Origin of the sequence: Kitasatospora sp. Root107 (genome assembly GCF_001424875.1) — a bacterium.
In the GTDB taxonomy this organism is placed as follows: domain Bacteria; phylum Actinomycetota; class Actinomycetes; order Streptomycetales; family Streptomycetaceae; genus Kitasatospora.
This window is the reverse complement of sequence record NZ_LMCT01000012.1, coordinates 300,054-321,586: the sequence shown is the minus strand read 5'-3', so window position 1 is coordinate 321,586 and position 21,533 is coordinate 300,054. Positions and strand designations below refer to the sequence as shown.

Annotated in this window: 20 protein-coding genes and 1 pseudogene; 15 read left to right on the top strand and 6 right to left on the bottom strand. The window is 72.6% G+C overall.

Annotated elements, in window-relative coordinates:
- Nucleotides 1-99 precede the first annotated feature (99 nt).
- On the bottom strand, nt 100-741 hold the full coding sequence (locus tag ASC99_RS13160; protein WP_057231520.1) for a TetR family transcriptional regulator: 642 nt from the start codon (nt 739-741) through the stop codon (nt 100-102).
- 362 nt (nt 742-1,103) lie between these two features.
- On the opposite strand from ASC99_RS13160, the pseudogene ASC99_RS13155 reads away from it, so the two are divergent.
- Nucleotides 1,104-3,229, top strand: a pseudogene (locus ASC99_RS13155) (PQQ-binding-like beta-propeller repeat protein).
- Between the two features lie 88 nt (nt 3,230-3,317).
- Here the strand turns inward: ASC99_RS13155 and ASC99_RS13150 are convergent.
- Nucleotides 3,318-4,394, bottom strand: a complete 1,077-nt coding sequence (locus ASC99_RS13150; RefSeq protein WP_057232123.1) for a S1C family serine protease — start codon at nt 4,392-4,394, stop codon at nt 3,318-3,320.
- 172 nt (nt 4,395-4,566) lie between these two features.
- Here ASC99_RS13150 and galE point away from each other — a divergent pair, with 172 nt between their 5' ends.
- Complete coding sequence (gene galE / locus ASC99_RS13145) at nt 4,567-5,532, top strand: UDP-glucose 4-epimerase GalE (RefSeq protein WP_057231518.1); 966 nt, start codon at nt 4,567-4,569, stop codon at nt 5,530-5,532.
- Nucleotides 5,533-5,539: 7 nt separating this feature from the next.
- Here the strand turns inward: galE and ASC99_RS13140 are convergent, their stop codons facing one another.
- The gene (locus ASC99_RS13140; RefSeq protein ID WP_057231517.1) at nt 5,540-6,703 is read right to left on the bottom strand and encodes a sensor domain-containing protein; all 1,164 of its coding nucleotides are present in this window, start codon (nt 6,701-6,703) and stop codon (nt 5,540-5,542) included.
- 214 nt (nt 6,704-6,917) lie between these two features.
- Between ASC99_RS13140 and ASC99_RS13135 the strand changes: the two genes are divergently transcribed.
- From ASC99_RS13135 to htpX, 11 genes are all read left to right on the top strand, one after another.
- The gene (locus tag ASC99_RS13135; protein WP_057231515.1) at nt 6,918-7,325 is read left to right on the top strand and encodes an NADH-quinone oxidoreductase subunit A; all 408 of its coding nucleotides are present in this window, start codon (nt 6,918-6,920) and stop codon (nt 7,323-7,325) included.
- Nucleotides 7,316-7,936, top strand: coding sequence for an NADH-quinone oxidoreductase subunit B (locus tag ASC99_RS13130; protein ID WP_057231513.1), 621 nt, complete (start codon nt 7,316-7,318; stop codon nt 7,934-7,936). The genes ASC99_RS13135 and ASC99_RS13130 overlap by 10 nt, the downstream gene beginning before the upstream one ends.
- The gene (locus ASC99_RS13125; RefSeq protein ID WP_057231511.1) at nt 7,933-8,850 is read left to right on the top strand and encodes an NADH-quinone oxidoreductase subunit C; all 918 of its coding nucleotides are present in this window, start codon (nt 7,933-7,935) and stop codon (nt 8,848-8,850) included. The genes ASC99_RS13130 and ASC99_RS13125 overlap by 4 nt, the downstream gene beginning before the upstream one ends.
- Complete coding sequence (nuoH, locus tag ASC99_RS13120) at nt 8,847-9,809, top strand: NADH-quinone oxidoreductase subunit NuoH (RefSeq protein WP_057231510.1); 963 nt, start codon at nt 8,847-8,849, stop codon at nt 9,807-9,809. The genes ASC99_RS13125 and nuoH overlap by 4 nt, the downstream gene beginning before the upstream one ends.
- Nucleotides 9,806-10,357 carry an NADH-quinone oxidoreductase subunit I gene (locus tag ASC99_RS13115; protein ID WP_057231508.1) on the top strand — a complete coding sequence of 184 codons (552 nt, stop codon included), beginning with the start codon at nt 9,806-9,808 and terminating at the stop codon, nt 10,355-10,357. The genes nuoH and ASC99_RS13115 overlap by 4 nt, the downstream gene beginning before the upstream one ends.
- Nucleotides 10,358-10,362: 5 nt before the next feature.
- On the top strand, nt 10,363-10,986 hold the full coding sequence (locus ASC99_RS13110; RefSeq protein WP_369824198.1) for an NADH-quinone oxidoreductase subunit J: 624 nt from the start codon (nt 10,363-10,365) through the stop codon (nt 10,984-10,986).
- 2 nt (nt 10,987-10,988) lie between these two features.
- Nucleotides 10,989-11,360 carry an NADH-quinone oxidoreductase subunit NuoK gene (gene nuoK / locus ASC99_RS13105; RefSeq protein ID WP_057231504.1) on the top strand — a complete coding sequence of 124 codons (372 nt, stop codon included), beginning with the start codon at nt 10,989-10,991 and terminating at the stop codon, nt 11,358-11,360.
- On the top strand, nt 11,357-13,375 hold the full coding sequence (locus ASC99_RS13100) for an NADH-quinone oxidoreductase subunit L (RefSeq protein ID WP_057231502.1): 2,019 nt from the start codon (nt 11,357-11,359) through the stop codon (nt 13,373-13,375). Before nuoK ends, ASC99_RS13100 begins: the two co-directional genes overlap by 4 nt.
- Nucleotides 13,376-13,409: 34 nt before the next feature.
- The gene (locus ASC99_RS13095) at nt 13,410-14,933 is read left to right on the top strand and encodes a NuoM family protein (protein WP_057231500.1); all 1,524 of its coding nucleotides are present in this window, start codon (nt 13,410-13,412) and stop codon (nt 14,931-14,933) included.
- Nucleotides 14,934-14,983: 50 nt separating this feature from the next.
- Nucleotides 14,984-16,477 carry an NADH-quinone oxidoreductase subunit N gene (locus ASC99_RS13090; protein WP_057231498.1) on the top strand — a complete coding sequence of 498 codons (1,494 nt, stop codon included), beginning with the start codon at nt 14,984-14,986 and terminating at the stop codon, nt 16,475-16,477.
- A 104-nt stretch (nt 16,478-16,581) separates the two neighbouring features.
- Nucleotides 16,582-17,448 (top strand): zinc metalloprotease HtpX, encoded by an 867-nt coding sequence (gene htpX, locus ASC99_RS13085; protein WP_057231496.1) that lies wholly within the window; start codon nt 16,582-16,584, stop codon nt 17,446-17,448.
- 48 nt (nt 17,449-17,496) lie between these two features.
- Here htpX and ASC99_RS13080 read toward each other — a convergent pair whose 3' ends face one another.
- The gene (locus ASC99_RS13080; RefSeq protein ID WP_057231494.1) at nt 17,497-17,934 is read right to left on the bottom strand and encodes a hypothetical protein; all 438 of its coding nucleotides are present in this window, start codon (nt 17,932-17,934) and stop codon (nt 17,497-17,499) included.
- Between the two features lie 143 nt (nt 17,935-18,077).
- Here ASC99_RS13080 and ASC99_RS13075 point away from each other — a divergent pair, with 143 nt between their 5' ends.
- The gene (locus ASC99_RS13075) at nt 18,078-18,338 is read left to right on the top strand and encodes a hypothetical protein (protein WP_057231492.1); all 261 of its coding nucleotides are present in this window, start codon (nt 18,078-18,080) and stop codon (nt 18,336-18,338) included.
- Here the strand turns inward: ASC99_RS13075 and ASC99_RS13070 are convergent.
- A complete protein-coding gene (locus tag ASC99_RS13070) occupies nt 18,331-19,254 on the bottom strand; it encodes a carbohydrate kinase (protein WP_057231490.1) in 924 nt (307 codons plus the stop codon). The two genes, ASC99_RS13075 and ASC99_RS13070, sit on opposite strands and share 8 nt — an antisense overlap.
- Nucleotides 19,255-19,372: 118 nt before the next feature.
- Here ASC99_RS13070 and ASC99_RS41905 point away from each other — a divergent pair, with 118 nt between their 5' ends.
- Nucleotides 19,373-20,101: a helix-turn-helix domain-containing protein gene (locus tag ASC99_RS41905; protein ID WP_057231488.1), complete on the top strand. Its 729-nt coding sequence runs from the start codon at nt 19,373-19,375 to the stop codon at nt 20,099-20,101.
- Nucleotide 20,102: 1 nt separating this feature from the next.
- Here the strand turns inward: ASC99_RS41905 and ASC99_RS13060 are convergent, their stop codons facing one another.
- Nucleotides 20,103-21,332 carry a CdaR family transcriptional regulator gene (locus ASC99_RS13060; protein ID WP_057231486.1) on the bottom strand — a complete coding sequence of 410 codons (1,230 nt, stop codon included), beginning with the start codon at nt 21,330-21,332 and terminating at the stop codon, nt 20,103-20,105.
- Nucleotides 21,333-21,533: the final 201 nt, after the last annotated feature.

The following is a 21,533-nucleotide window of genomic DNA, read 5'->3' as shown; positions in this document are numbered from 1 at the left end:
GCGCGGTCAACGTCGGCGAACCTCCCCCGAGGACACGGCCGCCGTCCGACGCGCCCCGGACAGGAAACCGGGACGGAGCACGCGGGGTGGACGGGTGGGTTACTTGGGCGGCTTCTTGCCCGTCACACCCAGGTAGACCTGGAGGGCGAGGTTGGGTTTGAGGTCCTTGACCTTCACGCCCCAGGCGGTGAAGGCCTTGGAATGCTCCGCCGCCGAGGCGAGGAGCGAGACCAGGGACCCGGAGAGAGCGGCCGGATCGACCGACTTGTCGGTCTTGGCCTGGTTGGCCTTGATGGCTTCACCGAGTGGCCCGGCCACCGAGTTGAGGACCTTCATGCGGATCTTGAAGAACCGCTTGTCCCCTTCGGCTGCACCGAGAGTGACCACTCGGAGAATGGCATCGTTCTTGCGCCAGAAGGCGAGAAATCCGTCCACCAGGTCTTCCGACGTGGTGAAGCCGGTCTTTCCCACCCAGGACTTTCCATCGAGGAGCTCCTTGAGCTCCACGCTGTCCTCGGCCATTTCCTCGGCGATTTCGAGGACAGCGCCCTCGACATCCGGGAAGTACTGGTAGAAGGTCGCGGGGGAGGTACCCGCCATACGGGCGACGTCGATGACCTTGACGTCCCGGTAAGGCGACGTGCTGAGCATCTCGCGGAGGCAGTCGAGCAGCTTCTGCCGCGTCTCCTGTCCGCGTCGCCCGGCGACGCGACCGTCGACGGTGCGAACTTGTCCTGTCATGCCGTCAGCTTACCGTGGCAAGATCTTGGCGCGATTCGGTGATGTGACTATTACTCCAGGCGAGGGGCGATCAGCCGACGGATATTCAGTTGCCGCTCCCGCGCACGATGCCCCCCCGTGTTCTGACGGAGCCCCAGCGTGACGGGGTGTCGGCTGAGGGATGGTCGGGTCGCGCAGAGTGACCGTCAGGGCCCGGAGCCGTCGGTCCGTCAGTTCCGGTCCGGCACCACGCGGTGCGAGGGCCCCGAGCAGGGCCGATTCGCCTGGCGGCGGGGGAGATTGGATCAGGCGGGGCAGGCGTTGGAGAATCGGGGGCGGCGCACCCCGACCGGGTGGCCGCAGGACGGGGAGGTGGCAGCGGAGTGGACCAGCTTTCAGCGCACGATCCGAGGCGGATCGGGCCCTTCGAGGTGCTCGGGCGGCTCGGTGCGGGCGGGATGGGCCTGGTCTACCTGGCGCGCTCCGCGTCCGGCCGGCGGGTCGCGATCAAGACCGTACGGGGGGAGCTGGCCGAGGACGAGCTGTTCCGGGTCCGGTTCGCCCGGGAGATCGCGGCGGCCAAGACGGTGGGCGGCTTCTACACCGCGGCCGTGGTGGACGCCGACGCCGACGCACCGGTGCCGTGGCTGGCCACCGCGTACGTGCCCGCGCCCTCGTTGGAGGAGCTGATCGGCCACTGCGGGCCGCTCCCGGTGGACGCCGTCCGCTGGTTGATCGCGGGCATCGCCGAGGCCCTGCAGTCCATCCACGCGGCCGGGTTGGTGCACCGCGACCTCAAGCCGTCCAACGTGCTGGTGGTCGAGGACGGCCCCCGGGTGATCGACTTCGGAATCGCCGCCGGGGTCTCCAACTCCCGGCTCACCATGACCAATGTCGCGGTCGGCACCCCCGCCTACATGTCGCCGGAGCAGGCGAAGGACAGCCGCAGCGTGACGGGCGCCAGCGACGTGTACTCGCTCGGCTCGCTGCTGGTCTTCTGCGCCACCGGCCACGCCCCCTACCGGGGCGCCAACCCGGTGGAGACGGTCTTTCAGCTGCTCCGCGACCAGGCCGACCTGTCGGGTCTGCCGGTCGAACTGGCCGACCTGGTCCGGGCCTGCATGCGCCCCGCCCAGGAGGAGCGGCCGACGCCCGCGCAGATCCAGGCCGAGCTGGCCCCGCACCTGTTCTCCCGGGACGACGCGGCCGGCGAGGCGGGGGACTGGCTGCCGACCGTCGCGCTGGACCTGATCGAGCGCAAGCGCACCCGCCGGACCGTCTCACCCCCGCCCGTACTGCCGCCGGTGGTGCCCCCGCAGCCGCCGGGGCCCGCCTCGGTGGTCACCGAGAAGATCGCCGAGCGCCGGCCGCCGGCCGCCGGGGAGATCCGGCTGGCGCCGCCCCGGTCTCGCCGCCCGCGCCGCGCTGGCGGCCGTGGCGGTTCCGGATGTCCAACGACGTCTGGGGCACGCCCGTGGTCGCGGGGGGCACCCTGTTCGTCTCCAGCTTCGAGGTGCACGCCCTGGACATCGGCTCCGGGCAGCGCCGTTACAAGACCCGCGACGTGGCCTGGGCGCTGGCCGTGGACGCCGGGCGGGTGCACGCCGCCGACGGTCCGCACCTCTACACCGTGGACGTGGCCGACGGCACCGAGCGCTGGCGCAACTCGCTGGACGGCTGGATCTACTCGCTGGACGCCGCCGACGGCGTGCTCTGCTGCGGCATCAGGGGCGGCGGCGTGCAGCTCCGTTCGGCCGCCAGCGGTGCCGAGCTGTGGCGGGCCGACGACGCCCAGCAGGACTACGAGAACCCGCAGTCCGGGCCCGCGCTGGTGGGCGGTGCGGCGTACTACTACGGCGGTGGGCGGCTGCGCTGCGTCGATCCGCGCGGCGGGCGGCTGCGGTGGGCCTTCCAGGTCGGCGAGGAGGTGCCGTCCCGGCCGGTCGAGCTGGGTGGAACGCTCTATCTGACATCCGGTACGCGGGTCTACGCCCTGGACGTCGCGACCGGGGCCGAGCGGTGGCGGTTCGAGGCGGCGGTGGTGCTCTTCACCCCACCGGCGGTGGACGGCGGGGCGGTGTACGTCGCGGACTACCTCGGGACGGTCTACTCGCTGGACGCCGCGACCGGACGGGACCGCTGGCGGGGGCGGACCGGGAGCCGGCAGGGGGCCGAGCCAGTGGTGGTCGCGGGCGGCACCGTCCTGGTCGGGGCGGGGGACACCCTGCACGCCTTCGACACCGGGTCGGGGCGGGAGCGCTGGCGCTACAGCGCGCGCGGCGAACTGGTCGGCGCGCCGGCCGTCGCCGACGGCCTGGTCCACCTGGGCAGCCGGGACCACTCGCTGCACACCCTCGATCTGAGCACGGGTCAGCTCCGCTGGGAGCTCGGCACCAAGGGCGAGCTCACCGGCTCCCCGGTGGCGGTCGGCGGCCGGGTCTTCGTCGGCAGCAAGGACCGCTGCGTCTACGCCCTGGACGCCTTCTACGGCACGGCGGTGCCCAGCTGATCGAAGCGGGTCGCCGGGTAGGACCGGGCCCGGCAGGCCGTACCCCCCTTGCGCGGTGGGTGGCCTGCCGGGCCCGGCTGTCGGTGGGTCAGAGACTGCCGAGGGTCACCTCGGCGGTCTTGGTGGCGCCGTCGCGCTGGTAGGTGACGGTGACCTTGGCGCCGGGCTGGAGCGCGGCCAGCGCGGTGGTCAGACCGTTCAGGTTGGTGATGGTGGTGTCGCCGATCTTGGTGATCACGTCGCCGGGCTGGAGGCCCGCGTCGGCGGCCGGGCCGCCCGCGGTGACCCCCACGACCACCGCGCCCGCGGGCTGGTAGTCGGCGTCGAAGTAGGTCCGGGCGGTGATGCCGAGCGCGGCCCGGCCGGAGTTGGTGACCTTGCCGTCCTTGATCAGCTGATCGGCGATGTTGGTGATGGTGGCGGACGGGATGGCGAAGCCGATGCCGGGGGCTGCGCTGCCGTTCATGTCCGGGTCGGTGGCGGCCAGGGTGTTGATGCCGATCACCTGGCTGGAGAGGTTGACCAGCGCGCCGCCGCTGTTGCCCGGGTTGATCGCGGCCGAGGTCTGCACCATGTTGCCGATGGTGGCACCCGGTGAGTCGCCGCCCTTGGGCTCGGAGACGGTCCGGCCGGTGGCCGAGACGATGCCCTGGGTGACGCTGGAGGAGAGCCCGAGCGGGCTGCCCATGGCCAGCGTGATCTGGCCGACCTCGACCTTGCCGGAGTCGCCGAAGGCGGCTGGCTTGAGCCCGCTCGGCGGGCTGTCGAGCTTGATCACCGCGAGGTCGGACTCGGGGTAGCTGCCGACCAGCGTGGCCGCGAGGGCCTTGCTGCTGTTGGCCAGCGTGACGGTGAAGGTCTTGGCGCTGCCGACCACGTGGGCGTTGGTGATGATGTTGCCCTTGGTGTCGTAGACGATGCCCGACCCCAGCCCACTGGCGGTGGTGATCTGCACCACCGAGGGCAGCACGTTGGCGATCACCTTCTGGTAGTCGTCCTGGAGCTGGTTGCCGCTGGACGGTGCCGGGGTCGAGGGGCTGCCGGATGCACCGGCCGAGGAGGAGGAACCACTGCTGCTGCAGCCGCTCACCAGGGCGGCGGCCAGCACCAGGGCAGACCCGGAGAGCAGCAGGCGGGGCCCGGTCGGTCGCGGACCCGCCGGGATCGGGCGGGTGGGTTCCTTCTTGGGGTGCACCTGGACGTCCTCCGGTTCCGTACGCGGACAGCATTGGGCAGCATTGCACCGATATGTCCGATTCGGCAGAATCGACGCGCCGTCACGTCCGGGGCTGTTCTCGTCCGGTCCACCCCGGTGGCGGCAAGGTAGTATCCGGGGCATGACGTGGTTGATCACCGGCGGAGCCGGCTACATCGGCCGACATGTGGTGCACCAGCTCGCCGAAGCGGGTGAACGCGTGGTGGTGCTGGACGATCTCAGCAGCGGTTCGGCCGACCGGATCCCCGCCGGGGTGCCACTGGTGCAGGGATCCACCCTCGACCGAGCGGACCTGGACGCGGTCATCAAGGGCCACGGCGTCACCGGCGTGCTGCACATCGCCGCCAAGAAGCAGGTCGCCGAATCGGTCGCGGAGCCCCTGCTCTACTACCGGGAGAACCTGACCGGGCTGCAGAACGTGCTGGAGGCCGCCGTCGCGGGCGGTGTCCGCAAGGTCCTGTACTCCTCCTCCGCCGCCGTCTACGGCACGCCGGACGTCGACCTGGTCACCGAGTCGACGCCCTGCGCACCGATCAACCCGTACGGCGAGACCAAGCTGGTCGGCGAGTGGCTGATCCAGGCCGCGGCCAAGGCGTACGGGCTGTCCACCGTCGCACTGCGGTACTTCAACGTCGCCGGGGCCGCCGCTCCCGAGCTGGGCGACGACGGTGTCTCCAACCTGGTCCCGATGGCCTTCCAGCGGCTGACCGACGGTCAGGCCCCGCTGATCTTCGGCGACGACTACGCCACCCCCGACGGCACCTGCGTCCGCGACTACATCCACGTCGCCGACATCGCCTCGGCCCACGTCGCCGCGGTGCGCCGACTGAACGCCGCCGCCGAGCCGATCTCGCTGACCCTGAACATCGGCCGTGGCGAGGGTGTCTCGGTCGCCGAGATGCTGGCCGTCATCGCCCGGATCAGCGGCAACCCGGTCGCCCCCCAGGTTGCCCCCCGTCGCCCCGGCGACCCGGCCCGGGTGGTCGCCTCCGCCGAGCTGATCCACCGTGAGCTCGGCTGGAAGGCCGAGCACGACATCGACTCCATGGTCAGCTCCGCCTGGGCCGCCTGGCAGCTCAGGCACTGACCACCCGTCAGCGGGCCACCCGGGTCCGCCAGGGGAGCTCGACGGTGACCGAGGTCGGGCCGCCGGCCGGGCTGTCGACCAGCAGCAGGCCGTCCACCGCGCCGATCCGTTCGGTGAGACCCGCCAGGCCGCTGCCGGGGTAGGAGGCCGCGCCGCCCTTGCCGTCGTCCTTGACCTGGAGCATCAGGCGGTCGGGGGCCTGCCAGACCTCCACCGAGGCGGACCTGGCCCCGGCGTGCTTGGAGATGTTGGTGAGCAGCTCGCTGACGGTGAAGTAGGCGATGCCCTCGACGGCCGAGTCGGGCCGGCCCGGCAGGTCGACCTTCACGGTGACGCCGCCGGGGACGGTGCAGCGGGCGGCGATCGCGGAGAGGGCGCCGTCCAGCCCACGGTCCGTCAGGACGGCCGGGTGGATGCCCCGGGCCAGGTCGCGCAGCTCCTGCAGGGCCAGCTTCACCTCGCCGTGCGCGGCGCCGACCATCTCGGCGGCCGCCTCGACGCTCCGGGGGTCGGAGATCTCGGTGAGCTTCTCCTTGGCGAGACCGAGATCCATCGCCAGGGCCACCAGTCGGGCCTGGGCGCCGTCGTGGAGGTCGCGCTCGATCCGGCGCAGGTCGGCGGCGGCGGTGTCGACCACCGCACCCCGGTCATCCTCCAGCTCGCGGACCCGCTCGGAGAGCGGGTTCGGGCTGAGCAGGCTGTCCACCAGCATCCGGTCCACGGTGGACAGGAAGCGGGCCGCCCACGGCAGCAGGGGCCAGCCGATCAGCACCAGCACCACGGTGAGGGTGAAACTGATGATTCCCCAGGGCAGCAGCAGCACCGCGTACAGCGCCGAGCGCCAGCCCAGCGCATCCGTCAGAGCCGCCGAGACCCGGGCGGCGAGACCCGGACGAGTGGCCAGGACCGGCGGCGCCTCGGTCATCTCCAGATCCAGCGCCAGCGCGCAGCGGTGGCGGGCGAACTGGCCGAACCGGCGGCAGCCGGTCAGCCCCGCAGCCAGCAGCGGCAGGCCGACCACCGTCACGGCGAGCGCGAGCCCCACGCTCAACAGCGTGACCGTGAAGGTGAATCCGACCACCCCGAGCGGCAGATTGAGCAGTAGGTGCTGTACCTGGCGCCAGAGCTTCGCCCCGTAGAGCGGGGGACGGTCCGGGGTCTCCTGCATCATGCACCAAGCCTCTCGTAGAACCTCTGTGACCAGCATCGCGGTTGGGGACGGGCCGGGACCATGGGGGCAGTTGGCATTCCGGGGGTGGGGATATCCCCACCGCGGTGTGTCTTACGGGTCGGGCAGGGGGTAAGGGGAGCAGGGCGCTGCACTTAGACTCACGCCTTGACGGTTTCGGATGTGTGAGATCAGCGGTGCACCGGGAGGCGAACGCATGGAGGGGCAGTCGGCCGTGGCCGACCCTGCCGTGGGTGGTGGCTACTTCGACGCGTACGCGGCGGTGGGCCTGCTCGCGGTCGTCGGAGTGCTGTTCATCGCGGTGTCCTTCACCGCCAACCGCCTGCTCCGGCCGGTGGTGCACTCGCCGGAGAAGCTGCTCGCCTACGAGTGCGGCGTGGACCCGGTCGGTGAGGGCTGGGCGCACACCCAGATCCGGTACTACGTCTACGCCTTCCTCTACGTGATCTTCGCGGTCGACGCGATCTACCTCTTCCCGTGGGCGACCGTCTTCGCCGCCGCCGGGTTCGGGATGGCCACGCTGGTGGAGATGTTCGTCTTCATCGGCTTCCTCGCGGTCGGGCTGCTCTACGCCTGGAAGAAGGGCGTTCTGGAATGGACGTGACGCACTCGCACGGTGCCGGGGGCCCGATCCCGCTGGGCATCCCCGACCCGGCCAACCCCGGTGCGGTGGAGCCCGCCCGGCTCGGCCCGCTGGCCCGGCTGGCGCCGGACCCGGTCAAGGTGGTGCTCAACTGGGGCCGCCGGTACAGCCTCTGGTGCTTCAACTTCGGGCTGGCCTGCTGCGCGATCGAGTTCATCGCCGCCTCGATGGCCAAGCACGACTTCATCCGGATGGGCGTGATCCCGTTCGCACCGGGCCCCCGGCAGGCCGACCTGATGATCGTCTCGGGCACCGTGACGGACAAGATGGCGCCCGCCGTGAAGCGGCTGTACGAGCAGATGCCCGAGCCCAAGTACGTGATCTCCTTCGGCGCCTGCGCCAACTCCGGTGGTCCGTACTGGGATTCGTACTCCGTCACGAAGGGCGTCGACCAGATCATCCCGGTCGACGTCTACGTGCCCGGCTGCCCGCCCCGTCCCGAGGCGCTGCTCCAGGGCATCCTCAAGCTGCAGGAGAAGATCGCGGCCGAGTCGCTGCCGCAGCGGTACGCGGCGCCCGCCGCCGCGCTGCGCCGACCGCTGGTGGCCGGGCCGGAGGCTGACCAGAAGTGACCGACCCCCAGACCACCGCCGAGGCGATCGGCGAGTGGGCCACCGCCGCCGAGGCGTACGACCTGCTCACCGTGGACGTGCCCGCCGAGCACTGGATCGAGGCGCTCACCGCCGCCCGGGACACCCTGGGCCTCACGTACTTCGACTGGCTGAGCGCCGTCGACGAGCTGGCCGACGGCTTCTCGGTCGCCGCGCACCTGGCCGATGCCGGGTCGGGCCCGGTGCGCCACCTGCTGATCCGCACCAGGGTCGCCCGCGCCGCCGCCGCGCTGCCGACCGCCGTCGGCGTCTACGCCGGGGCCGGCTGGCACGAGCGGGAGACCGCCGAGATGTTCGGCATCGACTTCACCGGCCACCCGCACCTGGTCACCCTGCTGCTGCCGGACGGCTTCGAGGGCCACCCGCTGCGCAAGGAGTTCGTGCTCGCGGCCCGGGTCGCCAAGGCCTGGCCCGGCGCCAAGGAGCCCGGCGAGAGCGAGAGCGAAGGCCCGGCCCGCCGCAAGATGCAGCCGGCCGGTGTGCCCGACCCGAACGAGTGGGGTCCGCTCAAGGGCACCCTCCCCCCGATCGCCGAGCGCCCGGCGCGCGCCGCCCGTACGCCCCGCGCGGCCGCCGCAGGGCCGGCTGCGGAGGGCGCGGCAGGCGCTGAGGCCGCACCCCGTCCGCGCCGTACCCGCAGCATCAGCGACGGCTCGGTCAGCCAGAGCGAAGGCACCCCGCCCGCGCCCGAGCGCCCGCGCCCGGCGCGCACCCAGTCCTCGGACGCGCCGTGGCACAACCCGGTCCCGGCGACCGCTGACGAACCGTCGACTCCGCCCGCCCCGCCCGCCCCGCCCGTGAGTGGTGGCCCGGGCGCCCCGGCGGTACCCCCCGTGTCCACGGAGCCCGAGCCGAAGGACGGAGACAGCGCATGACCTTCCTCGAAATGCTGCTGCGCTGCGTCGCGGTGCTGATGGTCTTCCTGGTGTTCCCGCTGGTGATCGGCCAGACCGAGCACAAGGTGATGGCGCACATGCAGGGCCGGCTCGGCCCGATGTACGCGGGCGGCTTCCACGGCTGGGCCCAACTGGTGGCCGACGGCGTGAAGTTCGTCCAGAAGGAGGACATCGTCCCGGCCGACGCCGACCGCCGGGTCTTCCAACTGGCGCCCGCCGTCGCGCTGCTGCCGTACCTGGTGGTGCTGCTGGTGATTCCGGTCGGGCCCGGCGGCTTCGTCGGGCAGGCGGTCGACGCGGGGATCTTCTTCGTGCTCGCCGTGATGGGTATCGGGGTGCTCGGCTCGCTGATGGCGGGCTGGGCCTCGGCCAACAAGTTCTCGCTGCTCGGCGGTCTGCGCACGGCCGCCCAGCTGATGGCGTACGAGCTGCCGATGCTGCTGGCCGCCGCCTCGGTGGCGATGGCGGCCGGCACCCTCTCGCTGCCCGGCATCCTGGAGCAGTTCGAGTGGTGGTGGGTGCCGTGGCAGATCGTCGGCGCCTTCGTGTTCTTCGTGGCGGGGCTGGCCGAGCTGCAACGTCCGCCGTTCGACATGCCGGTGGCCGACTCCGAGATCATCTTCGGCGCGTACACCGAGTACACCGGTATCCGCTTCGCGTTCTTCCTGCTCTCCGAGTACGTGGGCATCCTGGTGATCTCCGCGCTCACCACGGTGCTCTTCCTGGGCGGCTGGCACGGCCCGCTGCCCGACCAGCTCGGCTGGCTCTGGACGATCCTGAAGACCTTCGCGCTCGCCCTGGTGGTGATCTGGCTCCGGGTCACCTTCCCCCGGCTCCGAGAGGACCAGCTGATGCGGTTCGCCTGGACCACGCTGATCCCGCTCGCCCTGGCCCAGCTCGCCCTCACCGGCATCGTCAAGGTGGCGATCACTTCATGAAGCTCCCCGGCAGCGGCCTCGCCAAGGGCCTGGCCGTCACGCTCCGCACCATGACCAAGAAGACGGTCACCGCGCAGTACCCCGAGGTGCAGCCCGACCTCGCCCCGCGTACCCGGGGCGTGATCGCGCTGCTGGAGGAGAACTGCACGGTCTGCATGCTCTGCGCCCGGGAGTGCCCGGACTGGTGCATCTACATCGACTCCCACAAGGAGACGCTGCCCGCCGTCGACCCGAACGCCCGGGCCCGGACCCGCAACGTGCTGGACCGGTTCGCGATCGACTTCTCGCTCTGCATGTACTGCGGGATCTGCATCGAGGTCTGCCCGTTCGACGCGCTGTTCTGGTCCCCGGAGTTCGAGTACGCCGAGACCGACATCCTGGAGCTGACCCACGAGCGGGACCGGCTCCGGGAGTGGATGTGGACGGTGCCCGCACCGCCCGCGCTCGACCCGGCGGCCGAGGAGCCCAAGGAGATCGCGATGGCCCGCAAGGCCGCCGACAAGGCGCACGCCGCCGCCGCGGCCGCGAAGGCGGGTGACGAGTCGTGAGCCTGCTGGCCGCCGCCGGCCCGTTGGAGCCGGCCGCCCGTTCCTTCCTCTCCCCGACCGGGGTGGAGATCGTCTTCCTGCTGGTCGGCGTCGCCGTGCTGGGCGCTGCGCTGGTCACCGTGACCACCAGGCAGCTGGTGCACGCCGCGCTCTGGCTGGTGGTCGCGCTCGGCGGCCTGGCGGTGGAGTTCCTGCTGCTCACCGCCGAGTTCATCGCCTGGGTGCAGGTGCTGATCTACCTCGGCTCGGTGGTCGTGCTGGTGCTGTTCGGCCTGATGCTCACCAAGGCCCCGATCGGCCGCTCCCCGGACGCCGACTCCGGCAACCGGTGGGCCGCGCTCGCCGTCGGCCTGGCCACCGCCGGCACCCTGGTGACCCTGGTGGTGGACGCGTTCCGCACCTCCTGGATCGACCTGGGTGCGGGTGCGGGCAGCGCCAAGGCCACCGGCGAGTACCTGTTCCGGCACTGGGTGCTGCCGTTCGAGGCGCTCTCCGTGCTGCTGCTGGCCGCGCTGGTCGGCGCGATCGTGCTGTCCCGCCGGGACGACGAGGGCAAGAAGCCCAGGCCGCGCCCGGGCAAGCTGCGGGCCGGCAAGCCGGTCGGCACCAGTAGCGGCAAGGAGAGCTGACGATGCATCTGGCCTACCCCGCCGTCCTGGCCGCTCTGCTCTTCGCGATCGGCGTCTACGGCGTGCTCGCCCGGCGCAACACGGTGCTGGTGCTGATGTCCGTCGAGCTGATGCTCAACGCCGTCAACCTCAACCTGGTCGCCTTCGACGTCTGGCTGCGCGACGCGCTGCACGGCGGCCAGGCGCTCACACTCTTCACCATCACGCTGGCCGCCGCCGAGATCGGCCTCGGCCTGGCCATCGTGCTGCTGGTCTTCCGCACCCGCCGCACCGCCGACATCGACCGCCTCACCGCGCTCGGCGACCCGGCCGAGGACGGGCCCGCAGAAGACGACGAAACGTCGGACGCCACGTCAGCAGAGGCCGTCGCATGAACCTCGCCCTCCCCGTCCTGGTCCCGGTGCTGCCCGCACTCGGCGCCGTCGCCACCCTGGCCTCCGGCAAGCGGGCCCCCGGCCTGACCCGGCCGCTGGCGATCCTGCCGGTGGCCGCCTCGGCGGTGCTCGCGCTGGTGGTCGCCCTCCAGCTCGGCACCGGCCAGAGCCTGGACGCCGCCACCCGGCTGGCTCCGACCGGCGGCCCCGAGCTCTCGCTCGCCCTGCACCTGGACGGTTTCAGCTCGCTGATCTCGGTCCTGGTCGGCCTGGTCGCCACCTGCGTGCAGGTGTACTCGACCGCTTACCTCAAGGACGACCCGCGCTACCCCTCGTACGCGGCGCTGGTCTCGCTCTTCACGGCGGCGATGTTCCTGGTCGTCTACTCGGGCGACCTGGTGGTGCTGCTGGTCGGCTGGGAGGTGATGGGCATCTGCTCGTACTTCCTGATCGGCCATCACTGGGAGACCGCCGACGCCCGCTCCGCCTCGCTCAAGGCCTTCCTGGTCACCAAGCTCGGCGACGTGCCGTTCCTGATCGGCATCTTCCTGCTCGGCGCGGACGCCGGCACGTTCCGGATCGAGGGCGTGCTCAAGGCCGCCACCGAGGGCCAGCTCTCGCACCCGACACTGACCGCGCTGCTGCTGCTCGCGGGCGTCGCGGGCAAGAGCGCCCAGTTCCCGCTGCACACCTGGCTGCCCGACGCGATGGCCGGTCCGACGCCGGTCTCCGCGCTGATCCACGCCGCCACCATGGTCGCGGCCGGCATCTACCTGGTGGCCCGGCTGCTGCCGGTCTTCCTGACCTCCGGCGCCGCTCTGGTGGTGCTGTCGGTGATGGCCGCCGTCACGATGGTCGGGTCCGCCCTCTGCGCGCTCGCCCAGGACGACCTCAAGCGGGTGCTGGCGTACTCGACGGTCGGTCAGCTCGGCTACATGGCGGGTGCGCTGGCCGCCGGTGACCGGCAGGCCGCCGTCTTCCACCTGGTCAGCCACGGCGCCTTCAAGGCACTGCTGTTCCTGGCCGCCGGTGTGATCATCCATGCCGCGCACACCAACTCGCTCAGCGCGATGGCCCGGATGCCCGAGCTGCGCAAGAAGGTGCCGGACGCCTACTGGACGATGGGCATCGCACTGATCGCGCTGATCGGCCTGCCGCCGTTCTCCGGCTTCTTCAGCAAGGAGGCGGTGCTCACCGCCGCCGAGCACGCCGCCACCGGCGAGGCGCTGACCAACGGCCTCGGCCCGGCCTCCGCCGTACCGTCCGCCGCCGGCTGGATCGTGCTGGTCGCCGCCGGGCTGACCGCGCTGCTCACCGCCGCGTACGCCGCCCGGCTCTGGCTGCTGGCCTTCCACAGCGCGCCGGTCGCCCTGACCGCCGCCACCGACGCCCCGTACTCCGCCGAGATCGACGAGGCCGACCCGGCGCACGCCGAGCCGCCCGCGATGCGCTGGCCGCTCTGGGTGCTGGCGATCCCGACGATGGGCTTCGGCCTCTTCGGCCTGCGCTCGGACTGGCTGCCCGCGCTGCTGGACGGCGGCTCGCTCCGGCCCGCCCTGGAGACCGCCGTGATCGCCACCGGCCTCGCGGTGGCCGGCGCCCTGATCGGGTACGGCGCCTGGCGCTCCGTCACCGCCCGGGCCGCCGCGGCCGCCGAGCGCGTACCGGAGCAGGCGGGCCCGCCCGCCGCCGAGACGCTGGCCCCGGCGCTGCCCAAGCCGCTCGCCGACCCCGGCCGGCTGCTGCTCGGGCCGCTGTTCGGCCCGGCGCTGCACGGCTTCCACGTGGACCGGCTGTACAGCGCGCTGTTCGTCCGCCCGACCCTGGCCGCCGCGCAGCTGGTCCGCTTCCTGGACCGCGAGGTCGTCGAGACCTACGTCCGGGGCACCGGCACCGGTGCCAACCTGCTCGGCTGGGCGGTCCGCCGGAGCCAGACCGGCAACGCCCAGACCTACCTGAGCGTGCTGCTCGGCGCCGTCGTGGTGCTCACCGTCCTGGTGGCGGTCGGCTCATGACTCTCTCTCACCTCTGCTGCTCCGGAGGCCCCCGGTGAACGTGCTCCTCATCGCCCTCCTCGTCCTGCCGCTGCTGGGCGCCGCCCTCACGCTGGCCCCGCTCGGCGAGCGCGCCGCGCTCCGCCTCGGCGTCGGGGTCACCGGCGCCGTGCTGGCCGGCACCGTCGCGCTGGCCGCCTGGTTCGACCACTCCGCGCCGGGGCGGATGCAGGCGGTCACCGACGCGAGCTGGATCCCCGCGATCGGGGTCAGGTTCCACCTCGGGGTGGACGGCATCTCGCTGCCGCTGCTGGTGCTGACCGCGCTGCTCACCTTCCTCTGCGCGGTGTACTCGACCCGGAAGCTCCCGGCCGGGCCCGGCGCGCGGGCCTTCACCGGTCTGGTGCTGCTGCTCGAAGTGGGCATGCTGGCCACCTTCGTGGTGCTCGACCTGGTGCTGTTCTTCCTGGCCTTCGAGATCGTGCTGATCCCGATGTACTTCCTGATCGCGCGGTGGGGCAGCGGCGCCAAGGTGCCGGCCGCCAACCGCTTCATCCTGTACACCCTGCTCGGCTCCGCCCTGATGCTGCTCGGCTTCCTGCTGATCGGCAGTCAGGCGGGCACCTTCGACCTGACGCAGCTGGCCGCCGCGCACGGCAGCGGCCTGACCCACACCACCCAGGTCACCGCCGCGCTGGCGATCATGATCGGCCTGGCGGTGAAGGCCCCCGCCTTCCCGCTGCACAGCTGGCTGCCGGACGCGCACACCGCCGCGCCCACCGTCGGCTCGGTGCTGCTGGCCGGCGTGCTGCTCAAGATGGGCACCTACGGCCTGGTCCGGGTGCTGCTCCCGGTGGTCCCGGACGGCACCGCCACGCTGGCCCCGTACCTCGGAGCGCTGGCCGCCGTCGGCATCGTCTACGGCTCGCTGGCCTGCCTGGCGCTGGCCAGGCCCGGCGCCAAGGGCGACCTCAAGCGGCTGATCGCGTACTCCTCGGTCGGCCACATGGGCTTCGTGCTGCTCGGCATCGCCTCGCTCACCCCGAGCGGGGTGAACGGCGCGCTGTTCGCCAACATCGGCCACGGCCTGATCACCGGCCTGCTGTTCTTCCTGGTCGGCGCGGTCAAGGACCGCTACGGCACGGCCGACCTGGACACCCTCGCCGGAGCCACCGGCGCCGCCCTCTACGGCCGGGCCCCCAGGATCGGCGGGCTGCTCGCCTTCGCCGCCGTGGCCAGCCTCGGCCTGCCCGGACTGGCCGGCTTCTGGGGCGAACTGCTCGCCATGTACGGCGCCTTCGACCCGGCCGCCGGGCTCTCCCGCCCGGCCTTCCTCACCTACCTGGTGCTGGCCGGCCTCGGCACCCTGCTCACCGCCGGCTACCTGCTGGTGGTGGTCAAGCGGGTCTGCATGGGTGACCCGAAGCAGCCCGGCCTCTCGGACGTGCCCGACCTGCAGGCGTACGAGGCCGTCAGCTGGACCCCGCTCGCCGCGCTCACCGTGGTCGCCGGGCTCTGGCCCGCGCTGCTGCTCGGGCTCTCCGACCCGGCCGTCAAGCACCTGCTCGGAGGTGGCTGACCGTGCTCACCTCCACTCCACTCCTGACTCCACTTCTGGGGCAGCCCGCCATGACTCCTCTCGCCGTCGCCGACCCGGGCGGCCTGGTCCAGTCCGTCGACTGGGTGGCCATCGCGCCCCCGCTGACCGCCGCGCTGGCCGGTCTGGTGGTGCTGGTGGCCGATCTGTTCTTGAAGGGCAGTCAGAAGAAGGCGCTGTCCTGGATCGCGATCGGCGGCCTGGTGCTCGCGCTCGCCGCGCTGCTCCCGCTCGCGCTCGACTCTGACGCCCGCTCGACCTTCTGCCTGGCCGACGGCGGCTGCTCGTACGTCGCGGACCACTTCACCCTCGCCTTCCAGCTGCTCGCGCTCGGCGGCGCGCTGATCGCCGCGCTGCTCTCGGTACACACCGTCGCGGCAGACCGGCTGCCCGGCGGTGAGTTCTGGTTCCTGCTGCTCAGCAGCGCCGCCGGGGCCGCCCTGCTGCCCGCCTCGCGGGACCTGGCCACCCTGGTGGTCGCGCTGGAGGTGGCCTCGCTGCCCGCCTTCGCCCTGGTCGCGCTGCGCCGGGACGGCCGGGGCGCGGAGGCCGCGCTCAAGTTCTTCCTCACCTCGGTCACCGCTACCGCCGTGATGCTGCTCGGCGTCAGCTTCGTCTACGCCGCGACCGGCACCCTGCACCTGTCGGCGATCGCTGACGCGCTGACCGTGGCACCCGCCCAGCTGCGCCATCTGGCCGAGGCCGGGGCGGTGCTGACCCTGGTCGGTTTCGCGTTCAAGACCGCCGCCGTCCCGTTCCACTTCTGGGTGCCGGACACCTACGTCGGCGCCCCGGTGCCGGTCGCCGGTTACCTTTCGGTGGTCGGCAAGGCGGCGGGTCTGGCCGGGCTCGCCCTGGTCACCACCGTCGCGTTCCGCCCGTACGGGCACACCTGGGGCCTGGTGCTCGCGGTGCTCGCGGCCGTCACCATGACCGCCGGGAACGTCGCCGCGCTGCGCCAACGCGCTGCTGCCCCCAACAGCGCGGTGCGCCTGCTCGCCTGGTCCTCCGTCAGCCAGGCCGGGTACCTGCTGGTGCCGCTGGCCGCCGCCGGGTACGCCGACTCCGACCGGCCGGTCGGGGCCACCGTGGCGTACGCGCTGGTCTACGGCGTGGTGAACCTGGGCGCCTTCGCGGCGGTCGCGGCCACCGGGCACTCCCGGCTGGACGACTTCCAGGGCCTGTTCGCCCGGAACCGCTGGACGGCGCTGGCACTGGCGTTCTTCCTGCTCTGCCTGGCCGGGCTGCCGCCGGGCGTGGTCGGCCTGTTCGGCAAGGTGGTGGTCTTCCGCGCGGCGGTGGACGCCGGGCTCGGCTGGCTGGCGGTGGTGATGGCGGCCAACGTGGTGGTCGCGCTGTACTACTACCTCGCCTGGACGGCGAAGCTCTTCGCCGCCGGGGCCAGTGCCCCGGCCCGGGTCCCCGGCCCGCTGCGGGCCACCCTGGGGCTCACCGCCGCGGTCGCCGTGGTGCTCTCGGTGGCCCCGCAGCTGGTGCTACAGGTGGTCTCGGGCTCGCTCTTCTGACCCACCTCGAGTGGTGCCGGGAACGAAGCCGCCTCGTCCTGCCGTTGATCCTGGCAGAGGGACGATTTCAGAAGGCTTCCCACCGCACCACCTGGAGGGCCTGCGTGCACCGGCAGCACAACGGGTTGAGGACGGCTGCACTGCTCGGCGGGCTGTCGGCGCTGATCCTGGTGATCGGCAGCTTCTTCGGCCGGACGGGCTTCGTGCTCGCGCTGCTGATCGCCCTCGGCACCAACGCCTACGCGTACTGGAACAGTGACAAGCTCGCCCTGCGGGCGATGCGGGCCCGCCCGGTCAGCGAGATCGAGGCACCCCGGCTGTACCGGATCGTCCGAGAGCTCTCCACCTCGGCCCGGCAGCCGATGCCCCGGCTCTACATCTCGCCGACCCCGGCCCCGAACGCCTTCGCCACCGGGCGGAACCCGCGCAACGCGGCGGTCTGCTGCACCGACGGCATCCTGCAGCTGCTCGACGAGCGCGAGCTTCGCGGGGTGCTCGGCCACGAGCTCAGCCACGTCTACAACCGGGACATCCTGATCTCCTCGGTGGCCGGGGCACTGGCCACGGTGGTGATGTTCCTGGTGAACTTCGCCTGGCTGATCCCGTTCGGCCGGAGCGAGGACGACGACGGGCCCGGCCTGTTCGGGATGCTGGCGATCATGATCCTCGGCCCGCTCGCCGCCTCCCTGATCCAACTGGCCGTCAGCCGCTCCCGGGAGTACCAGGCCGACGCCGACGGAGCCCGGATCACCGGCGACCCGCTCGCCCTGGCCAGCGCGCTGCGCAAGCTGGAGACCGGCACCCAGCGGCTCCCGCTACCCCCCGAGCCCCGGCTGAAGGCCGCCGGCCACATGATGATCGCCAGCCCGTTCCGGACCGGCGAGAGCGGCACCCGCTTCTTCGCCACCCACCCACCGATGGCCGAGCGCATCGCCCGCCTGGAGCGGATGGCCGGCCACCGGCTGCCGTGACGCCTCGGTCCGGACGCCGCGACGCCGCCCACCATGTGCCGGTCGGTCTTAGTCCCGGTAGGTGCAGAGCGCCCAGACCACGAAGGCGCTCAGCGCGATCGCGACCAGGGACCAGAGCGGGTAGTAGGGCAGGAAGAGGAAGTTCAGCACCAGGTTGAGCGAGACCAGGGCGATGCCGATCACCCGGCCCCAGGCGGCGCCCTTGAGGACACCGAAGCCGACCACGGCGAGCACCACCCCCATCGCCAGGTGGATCCAGCCCCAGGTGGTCAGGTTGAACTGGAAGATGTAGTCCCGGGTGGCCACGTAGAGGTCGTCCTTGGCGATCGCGATGATGCCCTGGAAGATCCCCAGCAGGCCGCCGACCAGCATCATCACCCCGGCGAACATCACCAGGCCGGTGACGGCCCCGGAGTTTCGGCGGCCTGCGCCCGAGACCGGCACGGGACCTGACGGATCGTAGAGCGGACCGGATGCCTGGGCCATGGCTGCCTCCTGTTGATCATCTGACGCTGTACCAGTTTGTCCAAGTATGTGAGGACGGTCAGTGTCCGGCATTTCGGCCGGAGCGGCAGATGGACGGCCGACCGGCGCCGGGAGACGATGAAGTGGCAGGAGAGGGGTCAGTCATGAGCGAGCACCGCTTCCACCGGGACCACGGCAGCCACTCGGTCACCGTCAACCTCCGGCACGGTCGGCACACCGAGATCGAGCTGCTGGTGGACGGCAAGGAGGTCGGGCTGCAGCGCGTCCAAGGCCACGGCCCGTGGACCGTGCGGGACGCGCTGCCGGACGACCCGCCCCGGCCGTTCAGCGTCCGGATCGGCCCGGAGGGGCCGGCCTGCGTGCTGGAGATCGACGGTACCGAATGGCCGATGGTGGTCAGCTGACGTGCAGTTCGGCCCCGGTCGGCGGGTTGGCCCCGGCCCGGGAGACGGTGACCGCGGCGGCCCTGGCGGCGTACCGGAGCAGCTCGGCCAGGACCGCCGGGGTGATCGCGGCGAGGGCCGGGCGGGCGGCCGCGCCGAGCAGTCCGCGGGTGGCCAGTGCGTCCAGGGCGGCCGACATGAAGGAGTCACCCGCGCCGACGGTGTCGACCACGGTGGCCGGTGCGGCGGGTTCCTCGACGGTGCAGTGCCGGGTGAAGGCGGCTGCCCCGTCGCCGCCCCGGGTGATCAGGACCAGCGCGGGGCCGAGGCTCAGCCAGCGCTCCGCCACCTGCTGCTCGGACCACCCCGGGTGGAGCCAGGCCACGTCCTCGTCGCTGGCCTTCACCACGTCGCCGAGCGCGACGCAGCGCTCGACCTCGGGCAGCACCTCGGCGCGGGAGCCGAGCAGGGCGGCCCGAATGTTCGGGTCATAGCTGACCGAGGCGCCCGCCCGGAGCCGTGCCACCAGCCCGAGCGTGGCGTCCGCACCGGGCGGCAGCACGGCCGCGATCGACCCCAGGTGCACGTGGTCGACCCGGACCGGCGGGTCCACCGGCCGCAGTGACCAGTGGATGTCGAACTCGTACCCGGCCTTGCCGTCCGGATCGAGCGTGACGATCGCGGTAGGCGTCCGCACCCCGCTCTGACCATCGGTCAGCACCTCCACCCCGGCCGACCGCAGGTGGGCGGAGATCAGCCCGCCGGCCTCGTCCGCCCCGAGCTGGGTGAGCAGCGCGACGCGGTGGCCCAGCCGACCCAGCCCGTACGCCACGTTGGCCGGGCTGCCGCCGGGGTGCGGGACGTCCGGCTGCCCGGGGGCGCGGACGATGTCGGCCACGCTCTCGCCGACGACGAGGAAGGACGGGGAGGAGGTCATGGACCGTCAGGCTCCAGTACGGGTGGGGAGGGTCGCGGACGACCTTCACCGTACCGATCACCCTGGCTGCCGGGGAGTGGGCCGGTTACGCTGGCCGCTCCTGGGGCGGGAGGTGGGCGTGGTGGGGGAGGGCGAGCTGCTGGCCGAGCTGCTGGCGGCGGTGCGACAGCTGGCCGGCCGGTCGGCGGCCCGGCCGTGGCTGGTGCGGCTGGCCTCCGGGGAGGTGTCTGCCGAGACGCTGCGGGTGGCCGTCGAGGCGGCCGGACTGGACCCGGACGAGGGCTTCCAGGGCTGGGCGGTGGACGGGCCGGAGGCGACGGAGGCACAGGAGCGGCTGGACCGGCTGCCGGGGCGCTGCGCGGTGGGGGAGGGCCCGGAGGGGCTGCTGATTCTCAGTCAGGGTGTCCTGGAGAGCGATCTGCCGGCGGCGCTCGGGGACGTGGGCCGGGTGGCGGTCGGACTGCTCAGGATCGGCCCCCACGCCGCCCGGGAGACGCTGGCGGACGTCCGGGCGGTCGCCGCACTGGCGGGTGGCCGGGCCGGGCTCTGGCGGTATCAGGACCTCTGGCCGCTGGCGGCGACGGCGGCCCTCGCCGACCGGCTCGACCCGCTGCTGGCGCCTGCCGTCGCCACCGCCCGGACCTTCCCTCATCTGGCCGACGCGGTACGGGCGTTCGCCGACCACGGCTTCGCGGTGGACTCCGCCGCCCAGGCCCTGCGGCTGCCCGCCGACACGCTGGCCCGCCGCCTCGACCGCTGGCAGCAGCTCACCGGCGCGGACCTGCGCACGCTGCCCGGGCTGACCGCCTCGCGCACGGCGGTGGAGCTGGCGGCGCGCGGGTCATGAGTCAGCTGGTCTCGGGCGGCAGGCCGACTCCGGTGCGGAACGCCGTGAGGGCGAGGGAGAGTTCGACGATGTGGGCCGGTTCGCCCAGCGTTCGGCTGGTCAGCTGCTCCAGGCGGCGGATCCGGTTCAGCACGGTGTTGCGGTGGCAGTAGAGGCGGTCGGCGGCGGTGGTGGCCGAGCCGCCGGAGTCCAGCCAGGCGGCCAGGGTGTCGAGCAGGGAGTGCCGCTCGGCGTACGGCAGGGCGAGTACCGGGGCGAGCAGCCGGGTCAGCCGCTGGGCCAGGTCGGGCTGGGCCACCAGCAGGGCGGCGGGCAACCGGTCGTCCAGATGGGCCAGTTCGGGGCCGTCGGCAGTGCAGGTCTGCAGGGCGGTCTCGGCCAGCCAGCGGGCCCGTCCGACATCGGCGAGCGAACCGACCACCGGGCTGATCCCGACCCGGACCGGCTGCCCGCCGAACTGCCGCCCCAGCTCGGCCGGTTCATGGCCGCGCAGCTGGACCAGCGCCACCTCGCGGTCGGCATGGATCCGCCAGAGGACCCGCAGGCCATCTTGATCACCAGTCAACTGCTCGTGGCTCGCCCGGGATTGGTGACCGGGCAGGGGGCGGAGCACCGCCACCAGGTAGCGCCCGCGCTCGGGCAGCCCGAGCCGGGAGACCGCCTCCGGGATCGATCCGGTGGCCACACCGGAGCCGTCCAGCAGGGTGTCGAGCAGCGCGGTACGCCGGTCCTGGTCCCGGGCCGCCAGCGCGGCCGCGGCGCTGCGGTACGACTCGGTGACAGCGTCGCAGGTCTGGTCCAGGACGTCCCACAGGTCGGCGGCCAGCGGCAGCAGATCGGGCAATGCCCCGGGGTGGTCGACCCGGACCAGCTCGGTCACCCGCAGCCACATCAGTCGGCCGCCCCGGCGATAGGCGTGCAGCAGTGAGGCCAGCGGCAGCCCCTGCTCGGCCCGGCGGCGGCCGGTCAGGGTGGCGTCGGCCAGGTCGATCGGCCGCCCCTGGGCATGGTCCAGCAACGCGGCCAGCGCCTGGCAGAGGTTGTGCTGGATCCGGGCCCGCAGCTCGGCGGGCGGCACCAGCTCGACGTACGCGGTGTCCTGGCGCAGGATCTCGGCGGTCAGCTGGTGCGCCACCGCCGGGAACCCGGCGGTCAGCGCCCCCTGCACCAGGCCGACGATCCGGATCGCCTCGGAGCGGCCGGGGGCGGTGGTTGTGGCCCGAGCATCCATGCCGCTCTCCTTCGCTGTCGTCCGCCTCGCCTCCGCCGAACGCTGCGCGGCAGGTCAGCGTGGCACGGAAGGCCGGGCGCGGGTAGCCCTCCGTCGCGAACCGTCCGCCGGACTGTGCGGGTGCACAGCCGGGCCGGGGGCGGGTTGGGGAGGTGCAGCGGATTGCCTCGGGGTGCTTCTCCGCCCGGTCGGGCGGGTGCT

What these genes read in the sequence shown, in the direction of transcription:
- ASC99_RS13160 (WP_057231520.1), bottom strand. Translation starts at nt 741, where the DNA reads ATGACAGGACAAGTTCGCACCGTCGACGGTCGCGTCGCCGGGCGACGC.
- galE (WP_057231518.1), top strand. Translation starts at nt 4,567, where the DNA reads ATGACGTGGTTGATCACCGGCGGAGCCGGCTACATCGGCCGACATGTG.
- ASC99_RS13140 (WP_057231517.1), bottom strand. Translation starts at nt 6,703, where the DNA reads ATGATGCAGGAGACCCCGGACCGTCCCCCGCTCTACGGGGCGAAGCTC.
- ASC99_RS13135 (WP_057231515.1), top strand. Translation starts at nt 6,918, where the DNA reads ATGGAGGGGCAGTCGGCCGTGGCCGACCCTGCCGTGGGTGGTGGCTAC.
- ASC99_RS13130 (WP_057231513.1), top strand. Translation starts at nt 7,316, where the DNA reads ATGGACGTGACGCACTCGCACGGTGCCGGGGGCCCGATCCCGCTGGGC.
- nuoH (WP_057231510.1), top strand. Translation starts at nt 8,847, where the DNA reads ATGACCTTCCTCGAAATGCTGCTGCGCTGCGTCGCGGTGCTGATGGTC.
- ASC99_RS13115 (WP_057231508.1), top strand. Translation starts at nt 9,806, where the DNA reads ATGAAGCTCCCCGGCAGCGGCCTCGCCAAGGGCCTGGCCGTCACGCTC.
- nuoK (WP_057231504.1), top strand. Translation starts at nt 10,989, where the DNA reads ATGCATCTGGCCTACCCCGCCGTCCTGGCCGCTCTGCTCTTCGCGATC.
- ASC99_RS13100 (WP_057231502.1), top strand. Translation starts at nt 11,357, where the DNA reads ATGAACCTCGCCCTCCCCGTCCTGGTCCCGGTGCTGCCCGCACTCGGC.
- ASC99_RS13090 (WP_057231498.1), top strand. Translation starts at nt 14,984, where the DNA reads ATGACTCCTCTCGCCGTCGCCGACCCGGGCGGCCTGGTCCAGTCCGTC.
- ASC99_RS13080 (WP_057231494.1), bottom strand. Translation starts at nt 17,934, where the DNA reads ATGGCCCAGGCATCCGGTCCGCTCTACGATCCGTCAGGTCCCGTGCCG.
- ASC99_RS13075 (WP_057231492.1), top strand. Translation starts at nt 18,078, where the DNA reads ATGAGCGAGCACCGCTTCCACCGGGACCACGGCAGCCACTCGGTCACC.
- ASC99_RS13070 (WP_057231490.1), bottom strand. Translation starts at nt 19,254, where the DNA reads ATGACCTCCTCCCCGTCCTTCCTCGTCGTCGGCGAGAGCGTGGCCGAC.
- ASC99_RS13060 (WP_057231486.1), bottom strand. Translation starts at nt 21,332, where the DNA reads ATGGATGCTCGGGCCACAACCACCGCCCCCGGCCGCTCCGAGGCGATC.